The sequence below is a fragment of the Bradyrhizobium sp. CAR08 genome, from assembly GCF_052871955.1.
Window position 1 is genome coordinate 16,462 of sequence record NZ_JBIXJX010000021.1, and the last position, 15,650, is coordinate 32,111.

The following is a 15,650-nucleotide window of genomic DNA, read 5'->3' on the forward strand; positions in this document are numbered from 1 at the left end:
AGTCATGGCGAAGCGCTCATTCCTGATCCCGGGCGTCGACAAGCGGCTGCTGATCAAGGATTCCATCAAGACGATGCCAGAGGTCAGCCGCCGCCGCTTCATCGCGGGCGGCGCCAGCCTCGGGGCGCTGACGCTGCTCACCGGCTGCGACGTGATCGACTCGTCCTCCGCGGAGGAGATGCTGAAGTCGGTTTCGAAATTCAACGATGCCGTGCAGGATTTCATCTTCAATCCCGACGCGCTGGCGCCGACGTTTCCCGAGAGCGCGATCACAAAACCGTTTCCGTTCAACGCCTATTACGATCTCGACGACGCGCCCGATGTCGACGGTGCCGACTGGAAGCTCGAAGTCCGCGGTCTCGTCGAGAACAAGAAGTCGTGGACGCTTCCCGAGCTGTACAAGCTGCCGCAGGCTACGCAGATCACCCGTCACATCTGCGTCGAGGGCTGGAGCGCGATCGGCAGCTGGACCGGTACACCCATGCGCGACTTCCTTAAGCTGATCGGCGCCGACACCCGCGCAAAGTATGTCTGGTTCCAGTGCGCCGACAAGGACGGCTACAATTCTCCGCTCGACATGCGCACCGCGCTGCATCCGCAGACCCAGATGACGTTCAAATATGCGGGCGAAATCCTGCCGCGCGCCTACGGCTTCCCGATGAAGATCCGCGTGCCGACCAAGCTCGGCTTCAAGAACCCGAAATACGTGGTGTCGATGGAAGTCACCAACGACTACAAGGGCGGCTATTGGGAAGACCAGGGGTACAATTCGTTCAGCGGAAGCTAGCTGTTGTCGTCCCGGCGAAGGCCAGGGCCCATACCGCGAGGTCTATCGATTTTCGCTAGATGCCAATCCCGAACGACCAGTCTTCCCCAAAATGCTCCCTGTGGTTATGGGTCCCGGCCTTCGCCGGGACGACACTTGTTATGAGGCCGGCTCCACTTTCCGCTGGCACAGCGCGGCAACCGCGCCCAGCGCCAGCAGCGCCGCCGACACATTCAGCGCGTAACTCAAGCTCCCCAGCGCGTCCGTGATCGCGCCGACCACGATCGGGCCCAGCGTCTGGCCGACGCCGAACGAGATCGTCATCGCCGCGATCGCGGTCGGCCACACCTCGGGCGGATAGTTGAAGCGCACGAAGGCGGTGGTCGAGCCGACTACGGCGAAGAAGGCGACGCCGAACACGATCGCCGAGACCGCGAGCCATGCCGGCGAATGCCCGAGCATCGGCAGGGCGGCGCCGAGCGCGTTGGTGCCGAGGATGATGGCGGTGGCAAGACCACCGCGATCGAGCGCGAGCACGCGGCGCCAGGCCCACGGCGTGACGAAGGCGCTCAAGCCAATCAGGCTCCAGAACGCGGCCTGCGCTGCGGCCCCGCCGCCGCCGTCGCGCACATAGGCGATCATGAAGGTCATGTAGGCGATGTAGCCCGCGCCAAACAGGAAGTAGCCGGCGAGATAGATCAGCACCGGAAAAATGGCGAAGGCGCCGTGGCCGCCTTGCGAGAAACGCACGCCGCTCTCGATGCGGACCAGGAACAGCGGCACGGTCATGACAACGGACAGCAGCGTCATCGCCCACCACACGATCCACCACGAGCCCGGCCCGAAATATTGCAGCGTGAACGGGGCGATCAGTCCTGATGAGAGAATGCCAATGCCGGGCCCGGCATAGAACAGGCTGAGCAGGAAATTGGCCCGCTCCGGGCGTGACTGCGCAATGGAAGCGGCCAGCGCGCCTCCGGCGACGAAACCGGCCGCGGCGCCAACGCCCAGCACGAGACGGGCCAGGCTCAGCGCAACGAAATTCCCGGTCAGCGCGCAAGTCGCGAGCGCCGCGACGCAGGCCAGGGTTCCGCCGCGGATCGCGGCCGACCAGCCGACCCGCTGGATCAGCCGGGACGCCACTAGCGCGCCCGCGAGGTAGCCGACGGCGTTGATGGTGTTCATGAAACCGGCCGCCGAGTAGGACCAGCCGAGGTCCTCCCGCATGTCGGGCAGCACCAGCGAATAGGCGAAGCGGCCGATACCCAGCCCGACCGTCGCAGCCAGCGACAGGGTCAGGATCAGCCGCGCGGGATGGGCGTCGGGCGGGGGACGTTCAGGGGCGTGCAAATGGGTACTCCGGCATGCGCAGTGTGGCAGGCCCTGCCCGCCTTGCACAGAACCGAAGCGGCAATGGTGTCTTGCCAAGTACGCAACGCCGCTCTAGCACTCCGGCCGAAATCGACCTCAGAGGAAACGACCATGGCGACCCACAAACTGCTGCTGCTTCCCGGCGACGGTATCGGCCCCGAGGTGATGGGCGAGGTGAAGCGGCTGACCGACTGGCTCAATTCGGCGGGCATCGCCAAGTTCGAGACCGACACCGGCCTCGTCGGCGGTTCGGCCTATGACGCGCACAAGGTGTCGATCTCGGAACGCGACATGGCCAAGGCCAAGGACGCCGACGCCATCATCTTCGGTGCGGTCGGCGGTCCCAAATGGGACGCGGTGCCCTACGAGGTGCGCCCCGAAGCCGGCCTGCTGCGCCTGCGCAAGGATCTCGGTCTGTTCGCCAACCTCCGTCCCGCGGTCTGCTACCCGGCGCTGGCGGAGGCCTCCAGCCTGAAGCGCGAGGCGGTCGAGGGCCTCGACATCATGATCGTGCGCGAACTCACCGGCGGCGTCTATTTCGGCGAGCCCAAGACCATCACCGATCTCGGCAACGGCCAGAAGCGCGCCATCGATACCCAGGTCTACGACACCTATGAGATCGAGCGCATCGGCCGCGTCGCCTTCGAGCTTGCGAAGAAGCGCAAGAACAAGGTGACGTCGATGGAGAAGCGCAACGTCATGAAGTCGGGCGTGCTCTGGAATGAGGTCATGACCCAGGTCCACAAGCGCGAATATCCCGACGTCACGCTCGAGCATCAGCTCGCCGATTCCGGCGGCATGATGCTGGTGAAATGGCCGAAGCAGTTCGACGTCATCGTCACCGACAATCTGTTCGGCGACATGCTGTCCGACATTGCTGCGATGTTGACGGGATCGCTCGGCATGCTGCCCTCGGCCTCGCTCGGCGAGGTCGACGTCAAGAGCAAGAAGCGCAAGGCGCTGTACGAGCCCGTGCACGGCTCGGCGCCTGATATCGCAGGCCAGGGCCTCGCCAATCCGATCGCGATGATCTCGTCCTTCGGCATGGCGTTGCGCTACTCCTTCGACATGGGCGCGCTCGCCGACAAGGTCGACGCCGCGATCGCCGCGGTGCTGGCCAGCGGCCTGCGCACCGCCGACATCAAGTCGGAAGGCACCACTGCCGCCTCGACCACGCAGATGGGCGAAGCGATCTTGAAGGAATTGCAGAAGCTGCACGCTTAGAGCCGTAGCCCGGATGGAGCGAAGCGAAATCCGGCGTTCTTCCCGCGTGTCGAAAATCCCGGATTGCGCTTCGCTCCTCCCGGGCTACACGACAAACAAAAATGGCCGGGCGCGAGCCCGGCCATTTTGATTCGGTCGATATGTCCGCCTCAGTACAGCGGGAAATTCTGCGGATAGCCGCCAACATCCTGCGGCGTGCTCAGCGGCTGGCGATCGATCGGGCGGTTGAGATTTTCGCGCGCGAAGGTCGGATAGCCCACCGCCGGCGGGAAGGCGTAGTCGGAGAACTTGCGGTCGCCCGGATTGACCTCGGTGCCACCGTCGAGCCAGGAGCGCTTGCTCACATAGATGCGGGTGCGGCCCTGCTGATAGCTCGAATTGGGGCCGCTCGGGCCGTAATAGTGACGGCCGCTGTCATAGCGCTGCTTCTTGGTGTCGGCCGAGGCGGGTGTCGCGAAGGCTGAGGACATGGCAATCACGGCGCCGGCCGCAAGCCACATCGCCAGTTTGTTCGCGGCAGAGAAATTCGAGCTCATCACGTCCCCTTCAGGCGGCAAGCCGCCAATCAATTTCACGCTCATACTAACCCGGCCGGGGCGGCCGCAACTAGGTCTATTGGGTCACACCAGCGCTGAATAATCGTGCGCGCCGGCAAAAGTTGCATGGATACAGCCACTTGAGCTTGATGCCGATCAGAGCGCGCCGCGCAATTGCGCATTGGCGGCGCCGAGCAGCCAGTCCGACGCGCCCGGGGGCGCGCAGGGGCGGCGCTTCAGCTCCGCATGGGCGAACAATTCGGCCAGCTTCGGCTCGTTGCCCGAGGTCAGCAGCGTTAGCCGGTTCAGCGTGCAGGCGATCGCGGCGCGCCGCGCAGGCAGGCTGTCGCCCTGGCAGGAGAATCCGGAGATCTGGAGCGCCGGCTCCTCGCTGCGCTTGAGGTAGCCGAGGCAGGCCCGCGCGCCCTCCGCCGTGCCGGTCGGCTGGAATAGGGCGACGGGGCCGAATTTCGTGGCGATCAGGCCGGCTTGCTCCAGAAGGGTCGCGGTGCCCAGTCCCATCCGGACGGCCAGATCCATTGTTGCCGGACGCGTCACGTCGAATTCGCCGCCTTCCCGGTAAATCTCGAGCTCGGCCACGGTCCTGTCTGCCTCGCTGGCCCAGCGCATCACGTCCCTGCGGCCGCCTTCGGGATGCCTGAAGATCGCGTAAGAAGCTGTTTTTTCTGACGAATCCAGCCGGCTGAGGGCGAAGGCCGGAGGCGACCGGTCGGCCACGCTCCAATCGGGCTTCAGCGCCGGATCATCGTCGCGCAAGTTGGGCAGCTGGCCGAGTGCGGCAAGGCCGAGGATGGCAAACAGTACCAAAATCCCCACATAGGCGAACAGGCGCGCCAGCGTGCCGACGACCTCGTCGGCGAAGGCTGCAAGCGCCAGATGGATCTGGGTGGGGTTTGCGGCCGTGCTGGCCTCGGGCGACTGCATCCACGTCCCTAAGGCATGGTCCAACGTTGTCTTGAGGCCGGTTCTCGCATAGAAGCGCTGCTCTTCCTGTTTAAGCCTCAGCTTCAGGAAAGAGCTTTTTCGTCGGAGAGTGAACGATGGGTTACAAAGTCGCAGTCGTCGGCGCGACCGGCAATGTCGGACGGGAAATGCTCAACATCCTCGACGAGCGCAAATTCCCTGCGGACGAGGTGGTGGCCCTGGCGTCACGCCGCAGCATGGGCGTCGAGGTCTCCTACGGCGACCGCACGCTGAAGGTCAAAGCGCTGGAGCATTACGACTTCTCCGACGTCGACATCTGCCTGATGTCGGCCGGCGGAGAGGTGTCGAAGGAATGGTCGCCGAAGATCGGCGCCGCCGGCACGGTCGTGATCGACAATTCCTCGGCCTGGCGCATGGACCCGGACGTGCCGTTGATCGTGCCGGAAGTGAATGCGGACGCGACTGCGGGCTTCAAGAAGAAGAACATCATCGCCAACCCGAACTGCTCGACCGCGCAGCTCGTGGTCGCGCTCAAGCCCCTGCACGACAAGGCGACGATCAAGCGCGTCGTGGTCTCGACCTATCAATCGGTGTCGGGCGCCGGCAAGGACGCGATGGACGAACTGTTCTCGCAGACCAAGGCCGTCTACACCAACCAGGAGCTGATCAATAACAAGTTTCCGGCGCGCATCGCCTTCAACGTCATCCCCCAGATCGACGTCTTCATGGAGGACGGCTACACCAAGGAAGAGTGGAAGATGATGGCGGAGACCAAGAAGATTCTTGATCCCAAGATCAAGCTCTCCGCGACCTGCGTGCGCGTGCCAGTTTTCGTCGGCCATTCCGAGGCCGTCAACATCGAGTTCGAGAACCCGATCAGCGCGGACGAAGCACGCGACATCCTGCGCAAGGCGCCGGGTTGTCTCGTCATCGACAAGCATGAGCCCGGCGGCTACGCCACGCCGTATGAAGCCGCCGGCGAGGACGCCACCTATATCAGCCGTATCCGCGAGGACGCGACGGTGGAGAACGGTCTCGTGCTGTGGTGCGTCTCGGATAATCTACGCAAGGGCGCCGCGCTCAACGCGATCCAGATCGCGGAAGTCCTGATCAACCGCAAGCTGATCAGCGCGAAGAAGAAGGCGGCGTAAGCCGTGCTGCCGTAGGGTGGGCAAAGACGCGAAGCGCCGTGCCCACCATCTTTCCACAATTGCTAGAAAAGTGGTGGGCACGCTTCGCTTTGCCCACCCCACAAGAGCTGCGGACCTACGCCATCTCGCGCGCGTTCCTGAATTCCTTCGCCGCCTTGTCCAGCACGAACAGTGATCCCTCCGCGACGCCGAAATAGGCGCCGTGGGTCTGCATCTGGCCGCTCTCGACCGCCTTCTGCACGAACGGGAAGGTCATCAGGTTTTCCAGGCTGCGGAACACCGCGGCCTTCTCGATGCGCTCGACGAATTGCGCCATGGTCTCGTGGTCGCGCTGCTCCACCACTTCGCCCGGCTTGATGAACATCTGCATCCATTTGCCGATGAAGTCGCCCGGCGTGAGCGGCTCGATCTTGTCGACGAAGGCGCGGATGCCGCCGCACTGGGCGTGCCCGAGCACCACGATGTGCTTCACCTTCAGCACCGTCACGGCATATTCCAGCGCCGCCGAGACGCCATGCGCGTTGCCGTCGGGCTGATACACCGGCACCAGATTGGCGATGTTGCGGACGACGAAGAGTTCGCCCGGCCCGACGTCGAAGATCACTTCGGGCGAGACGCGGCTGTCGCAGCAGCCGATCACCATCACTTCAGGGAACTGCCCCTTCACCGACAGCTCGCGGTAGCGGGTCTGCTCGGTCGGCAGCCGCTGGGTGGCGAAGGCCTTGTAGCCTTCCAGCAAATGCTCTGGGAATGTGGTCATGGCCTATGCCTAATCATATACCGCTGGGACGAACAAGCCTTTCGAATAGGCAGGCCAGATGCTATCGGCTTCGGTCGGAATGAGATGAGGAAACCGGAAGGAACGCTTGCATGACCCGCCCGCGCCGCAGCCATCTGTTCATGCCCGGCTCCAACCCCCGCGCGCTGGAAAAGGCGCGCAATCTCGCCGCCGACGGCCTGATCCTCGACCTGGAAGACTCCGTCGCGCCCGATGCCAAGGCAGTGGCACGCGATGGCATCGCGGCCGCGATCGCGGCCAAAGGGTTCGGCAAGCGCGAGATCCTGATCCGGACCAACGGCCTCGACACGCCCTGGTGGGCCGACGATGTCGCGATGGCGGCGAATGCCTCGCCCGACGGCATCCTGGTTCCAAAGGTTTCACGCGTGGAGGAGCTCGACACGATCGGCCGCCGTCTCGCCGAACTCGGCGCGGCGCCGACCGTAAAGGTCTGGGCCATGATCGAGACCGCGCGCGCGGTACTGCATGCCGAAGAACTCGCTGCCGCCGGGCGCGATCCAGCGCGGCGCCTGTCAGGCTTCGTGTTCGGGCCCAACGACATCTCGCGCGAGACGCGCATCAAGATGCTGCCGGGCCGCGCGGCGATGATCCCGATGATCTCCCATTGCATCCTGGCGACGCGCGCCCATGGCCTCGAAATCCTCGACGGCCCCTATAGCGACATCGCCAACTCCGATGGTTTCGCCACCGAATGCGCGCAAGGCCGCGATCTCGGTTTCGACGGCAAGACGCTGATTCACCCCTCGCAGATCGAAGCCTGCAACGCGATCTTCACCCCGCCGGAGGAGGAAGTCGCGCGCGCGCGAAAGATCATCGCCGCGTTCGAGCTGCCGGAGAACGTCTCGCGCGGCGCGATCCGTCTCGACGGCGCCATGGTGGAGCGGCTGCACGCCGACATGGCGCGGCGCACGATCGAGATCGCGGACGCGATTGCGGCGATGGGGAAGGGCTGAGGGCAGGCGGTTGCGCTCAAGCCGAACGAACATTGACGCGGTTACCGGTATGCTCGGGGAGCCGCGGTTCTCTGAACGACCACGATCCCGGCTTTTCCCGTTGCGGTGGTGAAAGACAATGCTACCCTCACGCTCGATATTGATCCGGGCAAGCATTTGATGCGCATTTTTTTCCTAGCAGTCCTTCTCGTTACGTCATTTCCATTCGCCACGCCGGCGCTTGCGCAGCAGGTTCGGGTTGCGCTCGTCATCGGTAACGGCGCCTATGAGAAGGTACCCGAGTTGCCGAACCGGACGCGCGATGCGGCCGACATCGGCCGCGCGCTGGAGCGGCTCGACTTCAAAGTCACCCAGGTCAAGAACGCGACTGCGCAAGAGATGAGGAAGTCTGTCGTCGAGTTCGGCCGCTCTGCGGAGGGAGCAGACCTTGCGGTCGTTTTCTATGCCGGACACGGCATGGAGGTCAGCGGCGAGAACTGGCTGATTCCGGTCGGCGCAGAGCTGCGCAGCGATACCGACATCGAAAGCGAGGCCATCAGCCTGCGCTCGGTGAGCCTTCAGGTTTCGAAGGCACGAAAGTTGGGCCTTGTGATACTGGACGCATGCCGCAACAATCCTTTTGCCGCAAAGATGAGACGCTCGCTGAGCACCCGGGCCGTGGCTCGCGGACTCGCTCCGACGGAGCCATCCGATAACGTTCTGATTGCGTACGCCGCCCGGGACGGTACTACGGCAAGCGACGGGGATGGCCGGAACAGCCCATTCACGGCATCGCTCCTTCGCCACATTGAAACGCCGGGGCTGGAGATATCGTTTCTGTTTCGTCGTGTTCGTGACGACGTGATGGCGGCCACCAGACGCGAGCAGCAGCCTTTCGTATACGGCTCTTTGTCGAAGAAAGAGATTTACCTGAGAGCTCCGGTGGCGAGCGCTCAAGCGCCAGTCGCGTCGGCTCCCGCGCCTGCAGATGCCGCGGAGGACGAGAAGTTTTGGCTGGCTATCCAGACGTCCACGGTGGCAGGCCTCTACGAGGAGTTTCTGACCAGGTACCCCCGCAGCAGCCACGCCGCAGAAGCGCGCCAGCGGGTGAAGAATTTCAAGGCCAACGAAGTTGCGGTGCTCTCATCCCCAGCTGCCCCTCCGAAACCGGACGCAAAAACCGTCGTCCGAAATCTATTTGCGCCCGAAGATAACCAGAAAGTTGCAGCCATCGCGGCAGCTCAGCAACTCAAACTGCCAAGCTACGCTATATCGCCTGATCAGAATGATCCGCTCAATGCTAACTCCAGATTTGTCGGCGTGTGGTCCAACAAACGTGGATGGACGAATGGCAAAGGACGGTATGCCATGCTGATCGTTACGGAAGTCTCTGCCACCGGGTTAGCCAAGGGACACTACCTCTGGGGACCGCCGACAAAGGCATCGTGGGTGAAGGATGAGGCGGGGTACCGGTCGTTTGCCGAATACATTGTGAACGACAAATTTTCCATCAGCGGAACACCCGTCACCGTCAGGATGGACAAGAACGTCCTTACGCTGTCGTCCGTCAACAAGGAAAATCCAACTGAGAAGGCGAACATAGAGCTCCGCCCTGTCTGGAAGCTCGTGCCAGCGCCGGAGGATGCTTCAAGCAAGCGCGAGAAAACCTCGCAGCCTCGTGCCGCCAAAAAGGAAAGCGCGGCCGAACCGAGCCCGTCAGGCAATGTCAGTGGGACGAGCATGGAAGAGCGCTATCGTGCTTGCAGAAAACTCGTCAAAGGATTTGCCCGGCGCGAGGCTTGTGCCCGTACGGGCGTGATCTAGCACCGGCGGGACATCCTGCCGCTAAACTAATCCTTTGATAAGGGCAACGCCTTAGCGATGCGCGTGATCCGCACGGTCGAGCGACTCCAGTGTCGAGGCATTGGCGCAGAAGCCGTGATAGTTCTCCGCGGCGGTGCCGTCGGCCAGCTCGCGATCGCACTGGCCCTTGTGGCTGCAAAGCGCGCACACCCGCTCCATGTCGCGCAGCAGCAGCGGATGCGCGCGGCCGAGCCCTTCGGCACTGATGCCGAGCTGCTCCAGCATCTTCGGCAGCTCGTCGGCGGCGTGCTTGCCGTGACGGACCAGATCTTCCAGATCGTCAGGCGCGATCCGCAGGTCTTGCGCGATCCGGTCGAAATCGGCGCGGTCGAGCTGCCGGATCTCGTTCAGCTCGCGGCGATGCTTCAGCCAGCTTGCAAAGGACTCGATGAGGTCCTGGACAATGGGATAAGGCCTGGTTGCGGTGCTCATGCGAAGCTCCATTCGAACGACGGAATTGGAGCGAGATTAGGCACAATGGTGCAGGTGCGCGTTGCGCTGGATCAAATACAGCTCTCGTGTCCCGGACGCGCTGCAGCGTGAAGCGCTGCTCGCAGAGCCGGAGCCATCTCGCCGCATCGCTGGGCCCCGGCTCAGCAACGCACCGCTTCGCGCTGCGCTGCGTCCGGGCGCGAGAGCGCCGCACAGCGGAGAAAATTATGCGAACCGCTCCGCCGCCCACGCATACAGGCTGCCCGGGATCGGCTTCTCACCGCCGCGGCCCTTGGGCGAGATATGCAGGCCGATGATGTCGCGGTCGGTGACGAGGCCGAGATAGCTCGAGGGATCGAAGAACAGTTTTGGCTCGGCATGCACGGCGTAGAACGATTGCTTCGGCAAGGCGCAGTGCAGCTCGCCGGTGCGGCGCGCGAGCGCGGTGAGTGCCGCCGGCCCGAAGATCGCGACGCGGATGTCGGAGAGGCGGTTCGAGCCGCCGCGCAGGCGGCGCATCGCAAACGTGACGCGATGGCGCAGCGACAGCCAGTTCGGCGTCAGCTCCTCCTGCTCCATCAGCTCTTCGAAAGCGGCAACGATGCCGTGTTCAGGTGGAAGGTAAATCACGGAGTTGCCGAGCTGGCGCGGCCGCTCCCACGCGAAATAGGGCTTTGCCGGATCGATCTCGACGGGCCTGAGCAGCAGCACGTCGGCGTCGAGCCAGAGGCCGAGGTCCTTCGCCATCAGCTTCATGCGGAAGAAGTCGCTGAACTGAAGCGTGGTCCAGTCGCGCCAGCTGCCGTCCGGCTGCGGCGGTCGCAATCGTTCGGAGAACGCATGTGGCAGGATAGCTTCGGCATCGGCATTCTCGACGCCTGCGGGCAGGCCGGGAATGGTGTCAAAACTGTAGACCGTGACCTTGTGGCCGGCAGCCAGCTGCGAGCGCAGACAGGTCTGGCGCAAGGCGTCCATCGGGCCGTGCCAGAAGGTGACGATGTCGGGCAGCATGCGCGGAGCTTAGAGCATGATCCGGAAAAGTGTGCAGCGGTTTTCCGACAAGATCATGCTCGAAAGATACGGGATAATCAGAACAAAGAAAAAGCCCCGGCGCTTGTAGCACCGGGGCTTGAACAAAAACTTGAGATCAGGCCCAGGCGCGTTCGCGCTTTAGCTTGTCCTCATAGGTGTCGATCGAGGCCTTCTTCTCCATCGTCAGGCCGATGTCGTCGAGGCCGTTGATCAGGCAGTGCTTGCGGAACGGGTCGATCTCGAACTTGACCTTGCCGCCGTCGGGACCGCGGATCTCCTGGTTCGGCAGGTCGATCGTCAGCGTCGCGTTGGCGCCGCGCTCGGCGTCGTCGAACAGCTTGTCGAGGTCTTCCTGGGCCACGCGGATCGGCAGAATGCCGTTCTTGAAGCAGTTGTTGTAGAAGATGTCGCCGAACGAGGTCGAGATCACGCAGCGGATGCCGAAGTCGAGCAGCGCCCAGGGCGCGTGCTCGCGGCTCGAGCCGCAGCCGAAATTGTCGCCGGCGACCAGCACCTTCGCGTTGCGATAGGCGGGCTGGTTGAGGACGAAATCGGGGTTCTCGCTGCCGTCGTCCTTGTAGCGCTGCTCGGAGAAGAGCCCCTTGCTAAGGCCGGTGCGCTTGATGGTCTTGAGGTACTGCTTCGGAATGATCATGTCGGTGTCGACATTGATGATCTTCAGCGGCGCCGCGACGCCTTCCAGCGTGGTGAACTTGTCCATGGTTGCGCTTTCCCGGGATGGTCTAGGGAACCGGTATTTATCGCGATCGGGGCGGAAATCCTAGGCCGAATTCGGCAGATCTCGTCTGCCTAACCGGGCTCTCTGCTCAACCCGGCTCTTGAGCCTCGATCGCGGACATATCGTCGTCCGACAGGCCGAAATGATGGCCAATCTCGTGGATCAGGACGTGGCGAACGATATGGCCGAGGCTTTCGTCGTGCTCGGCCCAGTAATCCAGGATCGGCCGGCGGTAGAGCCAGACCATGTTGGGCAGCCGCGCCACGTCGGCAAAACTCTGCTGCGGCAGGCCGACGCCCTGGAACAGGCCGAGCAGGTCGAACTCGCTCTCGCATGCCATCTCGTCCAGGACTTCCTCGGTGGGGAAGTCGTCGACGCGGATGATCACGCCCTCGCACAGCCTACGAAACTCCGCCGGCAGGCGTTCGAACACTTCATGCGCCATCGCTTCCATCTCGGCCAGCGAGGGCGCTTTCAATTCCGTCCACATGGGCTTCTCATAGCGTGGGTTTCGCGGCGATGCATCCGGCTTTATAAGCGCGGCGAGGTTGACGAGCGCCGTCAAAACGGGGAGCGTAGGCCTCGAAGTGGACGTTCAGGTGGGCAGAAAAATGCGAGCGAAAACAGCGCTGACGCTACTGTGCATGGGGTTGTTTTCGCAGTTTTGCGTTGGCGCGGAGGCCCAGACCGCGGCTCCCGGGATCAGGCTGGCCCAAGCGGCCTCGCGAGACGATCTGCCGCCGCCGCGCAAGCGGACCCCGGCGCGCCTGCGCGTCACGCCCTATTACAGTCCGGATGGCGTCTATCCCCGCTACAATCCCGGTCCCGATGCGGTCCGCGAGTGCAACGCCACCTATGTGCAGGAATATCGCCCGAGCGGCACGGTGATCGTGCCGCATATGAGCTGCTACTGGCGCCGGGGCTGATACGAGCGCGATGCCGTCGCGCGCCGATGAAGCGCCATGTTGCAGGCAGAGGCCGTCATGATGAGATGGATCGCGTTGGCCGTCGCTGCCGGACTTGCCGCAGGCCTGCCTCACGCTTTTGCAGCGCATAGGGTGACGAAGCTGCCGGATGCCTCGGCAGGGCGCGCGGCGTTCGACGGAGGGCGACATGTGCGGCCCGACATCATGCATTACGCTCCGCGTCCTGATCCGCATTATTACGCGCGGCCGGTCTTCTACCGCCCCTATCCCTATGCCGTGCCGGCGCCATTCGTGTTCGGCTATGGACCGTGGCGGTGATGCACTAGCCTGCAGGCGCTTCCGCGGAATGCCGTTCATTCATGATGGGTTCACGTCGCTGTCCGTAATTTAATCTCGGGAGCGACCGCCAATGAACACGGATGACGCGAGCCGGGAGCGAGCGTCGCAACTCCGCTGTCCAGATTCAGGGAGAAGTCGATGCTGAGGATATTGGGTCTCAAGGCAAGCCGGATGCGCTTGCTCGGAATTGCGGCCGCCGCGACGCTGATGTTGTCGGCCGGCACGACGCGCCGCGCTGAAGCGATGACACCAGTCAATCCGACCGCGTTGCCTGCGGCGAAGGCCGCAAGTGACGACATGATCCAGGTTCGCCACGGCGGCGGCGGTGGTGGTGGACATGGCGGCGGCTTTCATGGCGGCGGCGGTTTCCACGGTGGAGGCGGCTTCCACGGTGGCGGAGGACATATCGGTGGCTTCCGCGGCGGTGGTTTCCACGCTGGTGGCTTCCGGGCCGCACCCGCCTTTCATGGCGGCGGCTATCGTTACGGCGGAGTTCGCCACTATGGCGGAGGCGGATTCCATCGCTACGGCATCTATCGTCCCGCCTATTACGGCCATCGCCATTTCCACCGGCGCTACTATGGCGGCTACTATCCCTATTACAGCCATCCGCGCCGCTGCCGGGTCATCTGGACCTATTACGGCCCGCGCCGCGTCTGCCGCTGGCATCGCTGGCACCATCCGTATCGCTATTGGTAAGCACGATCGAAATGAAAAGGGCGCCTCGACGGCGCCCTTTGTTCATCCGGTGGCTTAAAGCCAATCCTTCAGTTTCCACGTCGCCGACGTCCAGCGCGTCAGGTTCTCGATCTTCCATTGCTTGAACATCGCCGGCGGCCAGCGGCTGAGCTTCGAGGTCTCCTCGACCTCGGGCTTGGCGACCATGCGCAGCGGTGCGGCGCGCCGCCGATGCTGGGGCGTCGCCGCGCTGATCAGATCGACATATTCAGGCTTGCTGGCCATGATCTCGTGTCCTCGCGAAATGTTCGCGAGGACGCAGTGTCGGCGCTGCCGATTAACGGCGGTTTGCCGCAATCGCTCAAATTGCAGGGAGCGGCTTACCGCCACTCCCTAATGTCGACGAAGTGGCCCGCGATCGCCGCGGCTGCGGCCATCGCCGGCGACACCAAATGGGTGCGGCCCTTGAAGCCCTGGCGGCCCTCGAAATTGCGGTTCGAGGTCGAGGCGCAGCGCTCTTCCGGAGCCAGCTTGTCGGGGTTCATCGCGAGGCACATCGAGCAACCGGGCTCGCGCCATTCGAAGCCGGCCTTGATGAAGATCTTGTCCAGACCTTCAGCCTCGGCCTGCTCCTTCACGAGGCCGGAGCCCGGCACGACCATGGCGTTGACGCCGCCTGCGACCTGCTTGCCTTCCGCGATCTTGGCGGCGGCGCGCAGATCCTCGATCCGGCCGTTGGTGCAGGAGCCGATGAAGATGCGGTCGAGCTTGATGTCGGTGATCTTCGTCCCCGCGGTCAGGCCCATGTATTTCAGCGCGCGGTGCTTCGACAGGCGCTTGGCCTCGTCCGCGATCTTGTCGGGATCGGGCACGCTGCCGGTGACCGAGATCACGTCTTCAGGGCTCGTGCCCCAGGTCACGATCGGCGGCAGCTTCGCGGCATCGAGCCGCAGCTCGTGGTCAAAATGCGCGCCCTCGTCCGAGCGCAACTTCTCCCAGTAACGCATCGCCGCGTCCCAGTCGGCGCCCTTCGGTGCCTTCGGGCGGCCGCGCAGGAAGTCGAACGCCTTCTGGTCCGGCGCGACCAATCCGGCGCGTGCACCGCCTTCGATCGACATGTTGCAGACCGTCATGCGGCCTTCCATGCTGAGCGCACGGATCGCGTCGCCGGCGTATTCGAGCACGTAGCCGGTACCGCCCGCGGTGCCGATCTCGCCGATGATGGCGAGGATGATGTCCTTGCCCGTCACGCCATCCGGCAATTTGCCGTCGACAGTGACGCGCATGTTCTTCGCCTTCTTCTGGATCAGCGTCTGCGTCGCCAGCACATGTTCGACTTCCGACGTGCCGATGCCGTGCGCGAGCGCGCCGAACGCACCATGCGTCGAGGTGTGGCTGTCACCGCAGACGATGGTGGTGCCGGGCAGCGTAAAGCCCTGCTCGGGGCCGATGACATGGACGACGCCCTGACGCTTGTCGAACTCGTCGTAATATTCGATGCCGAATTCCCGGGCGTTGTCGGCCAGTGCCTTGATCTGCTCGATGCTTTCAGGGTCGGGGTTCGGCTTGGTGCGGTCGGTGGTCGGCACGTTGTGGTCGACGACGGCCAGCGTCTTCTCCGGCGCGCGCACCTTGCGTCCGGTGGCGCGCAAGCCTTCGAACGCCTGCGGTGAAGTGACCTCGTGCACCAGATGGCGATCGATATAGAGCAGGCAGGTGCCGTCCTCGGCTTCGTGCACCAGATGGTCGTTCCAGATCTTGTCGTACAATGTGGTCGGCTTGGACATGAGCGTCAGCTCCAGGAATGTTGTGTAGAGCGGGTTGCGCGGATAGCGCGCGGGCAACAAAATCGTCAGCGCAGCTTTTAGGCTGCGCGCGTAAGCTCTGACGTTGCCGAGGTCGCGAAGCGTCCGAAGA

At 63.6% G+C, this 15,650-nt stretch carries 18 protein-coding genes; 8 read left to right on the forward strand and 10 right to left on the reverse strand.

Going from position 1 to position 15,650, the window contains the following annotated elements; all coding sequences use genetic code 11:
- Positions 1 to 4: 4 nt before the first annotated feature.
- Positions 5 to 787, forward strand: coding sequence for a molybdopterin-dependent oxidoreductase (locus ACIPUD_RS32600; protein WP_204512876.1), 783 nt, complete (start codon positions 5 to 7; stop codon positions 785 to 787).
- A 138-nt stretch (positions 788 to 925) separates the two neighbouring features.
- Here the strand turns inward: ACIPUD_RS32600 and ACIPUD_RS32605 are convergent, their stop codons facing one another.
- On the reverse strand, positions 926 to 2,116 hold the full coding sequence (locus ACIPUD_RS32605; RefSeq protein WP_204512875.1) for a YbfB/YjiJ family MFS transporter: 1,191 nt from the start codon (positions 2,114 to 2,116) through the stop codon (positions 926 to 928).
- A gap of 132 nt (positions 2,117 to 2,248) precedes the next feature.
- Here ACIPUD_RS32605 and leuB point away from each other — a divergent pair, with 132 nt between their 5' ends.
- Entirely contained in the window at positions 2,249 to 3,361 is a 1,113-nt protein-coding gene (gene leuB, locus ACIPUD_RS32610; protein WP_446482276.1) for a 3-isopropylmalate dehydrogenase, read from the forward strand.
- 149 nt (positions 3,362 to 3,510) lie between these two features.
- Here leuB and ACIPUD_RS32615 read toward each other — a convergent pair whose 3' ends face one another.
- Together ACIPUD_RS32615 and ACIPUD_RS32620 are read right to left on the reverse strand one after the other, a co-directional pair.
- Complete coding sequence (locus ACIPUD_RS32615) at positions 3,511 to 3,897, reverse strand: hypothetical protein (RefSeq protein WP_027514960.1); 387 nt, start codon at positions 3,895 to 3,897, stop codon at positions 3,511 to 3,513.
- Positions 3,898 to 4,053: 156 nt separating this feature from the next.
- On the reverse strand, positions 4,054 to 4,842 hold the full coding sequence (locus ACIPUD_RS32620) for a hypothetical protein (RefSeq protein WP_085348445.1): 789 nt from the start codon (positions 4,840 to 4,842) through the stop codon (positions 4,054 to 4,056).
- A gap of 116 nt (positions 4,843 to 4,958) precedes the next feature.
- Between ACIPUD_RS32620 and ACIPUD_RS32625 the strand changes: the two genes are divergently transcribed.
- Positions 4,959 to 5,993 carry an aspartate-semialdehyde dehydrogenase gene (locus ACIPUD_RS32625; protein WP_018459790.1) on the forward strand — a complete coding sequence of 345 codons (1,035 nt, stop codon included), beginning with the start codon at positions 4,959 to 4,961 and terminating at the stop codon, positions 5,991 to 5,993.
- A 115-nt stretch (positions 5,994 to 6,108) separates the two neighbouring features.
- Here the strand turns inward: ACIPUD_RS32625 and ACIPUD_RS32630 are convergent, their stop codons facing one another.
- Positions 6,109 to 6,753: a carbonic anhydrase gene (locus ACIPUD_RS32630; protein WP_018459791.1), complete on the reverse strand. Its 645-nt coding sequence runs from the start codon at positions 6,751 to 6,753 to the stop codon at positions 6,109 to 6,111.
- A gap of 110 nt (positions 6,754 to 6,863) precedes the next feature.
- Between ACIPUD_RS32630 and ACIPUD_RS32635 the strand changes: the two genes are divergently transcribed.
- Together ACIPUD_RS32635 and ACIPUD_RS32640 are read left to right on the forward strand one after the other, a co-directional pair.
- Positions 6,864 to 7,745, forward strand: coding sequence for an HpcH/HpaI aldolase/citrate lyase family protein (locus ACIPUD_RS32635; protein WP_018459792.1), 882 nt, complete (start codon positions 6,864 to 6,866; stop codon positions 7,743 to 7,745).
- Between the two features lie 108 nt (positions 7,746 to 7,853).
- Positions 7,854 to 9,548 carry a caspase family protein gene (locus tag ACIPUD_RS32640; RefSeq protein ID WP_446482277.1) on the forward strand — a complete coding sequence of 565 codons (1,695 nt, stop codon included), beginning with the start codon at positions 7,854 to 7,856 and terminating at the stop codon, positions 9,546 to 9,548.
- A 51-nt stretch (positions 9,549 to 9,599) separates the two neighbouring features.
- On the opposite strand, the gene ACIPUD_RS32645 is transcribed toward ACIPUD_RS32640, so the two are convergent.
- The 4 genes from ACIPUD_RS32645 to ACIPUD_RS32660 all read right to left on the reverse strand — a co-directional run bounded on the left by ACIPUD_RS32645 (position 9,600) and on the right by ACIPUD_RS32660 (position 12,280).
- Positions 9,600 to 10,019 (reverse strand): hypothetical protein, encoded by a 420-nt coding sequence (locus ACIPUD_RS32645; protein WP_026233876.1) that lies wholly within the window; start codon positions 10,017 to 10,019, stop codon positions 9,600 to 9,602.
- Positions 10,020 to 10,244: 225 nt separating this feature from the next.
- A complete protein-coding gene (locus ACIPUD_RS32650) occupies positions 10,245 to 11,030 on the reverse strand; it encodes a hypothetical protein (RefSeq protein WP_018459794.1) in 786 nt (261 codons plus the stop codon).
- 136 nt (positions 11,031 to 11,166) lie between these two features.
- Positions 11,167 to 11,772: a 3-isopropylmalate dehydratase small subunit gene (gene leuD, locus ACIPUD_RS32655; RefSeq protein ID WP_446482278.1), complete on the reverse strand. Its 606-nt coding sequence runs from the start codon at positions 11,770 to 11,772 to the stop codon at positions 11,167 to 11,169.
- Positions 11,773 to 11,878: 106 nt separating this feature from the next.
- Positions 11,879 to 12,280: a metallopeptidase family protein gene (locus ACIPUD_RS32660; protein ID WP_026233877.1), complete on the reverse strand. Its 402-nt coding sequence runs from the start codon at positions 12,278 to 12,280 to the stop codon at positions 11,879 to 11,881.
- Positions 12,281 to 12,434: 154 nt separating this feature from the next.
- On the opposite strand from ACIPUD_RS32660, the gene ACIPUD_RS32665 reads away from it, so the two are divergent.
- From ACIPUD_RS32665 to ACIPUD_RS32675, 3 genes are all read left to right on the forward strand, one after another.
- Complete coding sequence (locus ACIPUD_RS32665; RefSeq protein ID WP_018459797.1) at positions 12,435 to 12,716, forward strand: hypothetical protein; 282 nt, start codon at positions 12,435 to 12,437, stop codon at positions 12,714 to 12,716.
- Between the two features lie 57 nt (positions 12,717 to 12,773).
- Positions 12,774 to 13,034, forward strand: a complete 261-nt coding sequence (locus ACIPUD_RS32670) for a hypothetical protein (protein WP_026233878.1) — start codon at positions 12,774 to 12,776, stop codon at positions 13,032 to 13,034.
- 159 nt (positions 13,035 to 13,193) lie between these two features.
- Positions 13,194 to 13,754 (forward strand): hypothetical protein, encoded by a 561-nt coding sequence (locus ACIPUD_RS32675; protein ID WP_026233879.1) that lies wholly within the window; start codon positions 13,194 to 13,196, stop codon positions 13,752 to 13,754.
- 54 nt (positions 13,755 to 13,808) lie between these two features.
- On the opposite strand, the gene ACIPUD_RS32680 is transcribed toward ACIPUD_RS32675, so the two are convergent.
- Positions 13,809 to 14,018, reverse strand: coding sequence for a hypothetical protein (locus ACIPUD_RS32680; protein WP_007604263.1), 210 nt, complete (start codon positions 14,016 to 14,018; stop codon positions 13,809 to 13,811).
- 95 nt (positions 14,019 to 14,113) lie between these two features.
- The gene (leuC, locus tag ACIPUD_RS32685) at positions 14,114 to 15,520 is read right to left on the reverse strand and encodes a 3-isopropylmalate dehydratase large subunit (RefSeq protein ID WP_026233880.1); all 1,407 of its coding nucleotides are present in this window, start codon (positions 15,518 to 15,520) and stop codon (positions 14,114 to 14,116) included.
- Positions 15,521 to 15,650: the final 130 nt, after the last annotated feature.

What these genes read in the sequence shown, in the direction of transcription:
- ACIPUD_RS32675 (WP_026233879.1), top strand. Translation starts at nt 13,194, where the DNA reads ATGCTGAGGATATTGGGTCTCAAGGCAAGCCGGATGCGCTTGCTCGGA.
- ACIPUD_RS32660 (WP_026233877.1), bottom strand. Translation starts at nt 12,280, where the DNA reads ATGTGGACGGAATTGAAAGCGCCCTCGCTGGCCGAGATGGAAGCGATG.
- ACIPUD_RS32615 (WP_027514960.1), bottom strand. Translation starts at nt 3,897, where the DNA reads ATGAGCTCGAATTTCTCTGCCGCGAACAAACTGGCGATGTGGCTTGCG.
- ACIPUD_RS32630 (WP_018459791.1), bottom strand. Translation starts at nt 6,753, where the DNA reads ATGACCACATTCCCAGAGCATTTGCTGGAAGGCTACAAGGCCTTCGCC.
- ACIPUD_RS32620 (WP_085348445.1), bottom strand. Translation starts at nt 4,842, where the DNA reads ATGCAGTCGCCCGAGGCCAGCACGGCCGCAAACCCCACCCAGATCCAT.
- ACIPUD_RS32635 (WP_018459792.1), top strand. Translation starts at nt 6,864, where the DNA reads ATGACCCGCCCGCGCCGCAGCCATCTGTTCATGCCCGGCTCCAACCCC.
- ACIPUD_RS32670 (WP_026233878.1), top strand. Translation starts at nt 12,774, where the DNA reads ATGATGAGATGGATCGCGTTGGCCGTCGCTGCCGGACTTGCCGCAGGC.
- ACIPUD_RS32645 (WP_026233876.1), bottom strand. Translation starts at nt 10,019, where the DNA reads ATGAGCACCGCAACCAGGCCTTATCCCATTGTCCAGGACCTCATCGAG.
- ACIPUD_RS32680 (WP_007604263.1), bottom strand. Translation starts at nt 14,018, where the DNA reads ATGGCCAGCAAGCCTGAATATGTCGATCTGATCAGCGCGGCGACGCCC.
- ACIPUD_RS32650 (WP_018459794.1), bottom strand. Translation starts at nt 11,030, where the DNA reads ATGCTGCCCGACATCGTCACCTTCTGGCACGGCCCGATGGACGCCTTG.
- leuD (WP_446482278.1), bottom strand. Translation starts at nt 11,772, where the DNA reads ATGGACAAGTTCACCACGCTGGAAGGCGTCGCGGCGCCGCTGAAGATC.
- ACIPUD_RS32665 (WP_018459797.1), top strand. Translation starts at nt 12,435, where the DNA reads ATGGGGTTGTTTTCGCAGTTTTGCGTTGGCGCGGAGGCCCAGACCGCG.
- leuB (WP_446482276.1), top strand. Translation starts at nt 2,249, where the DNA reads ATGGCGACCCACAAACTGCTGCTGCTTCCCGGCGACGGTATCGGCCCC.
- leuC (WP_026233880.1), bottom strand. Translation starts at nt 15,520, where the DNA reads ATGTCCAAGCCGACCACATTGTACGACAAGATCTGGAACGACCATCTG.
- ACIPUD_RS32625 (WP_018459790.1), top strand. Translation starts at nt 4,959, where the DNA reads ATGGGTTACAAAGTCGCAGTCGTCGGCGCGACCGGCAATGTCGGACGG.
- ACIPUD_RS32600 (WP_204512876.1), top strand. Translation starts at nt 5, where the DNA reads ATGGCGAAGCGCTCATTCCTGATCCCGGGCGTCGACAAGCGGCTGCTG.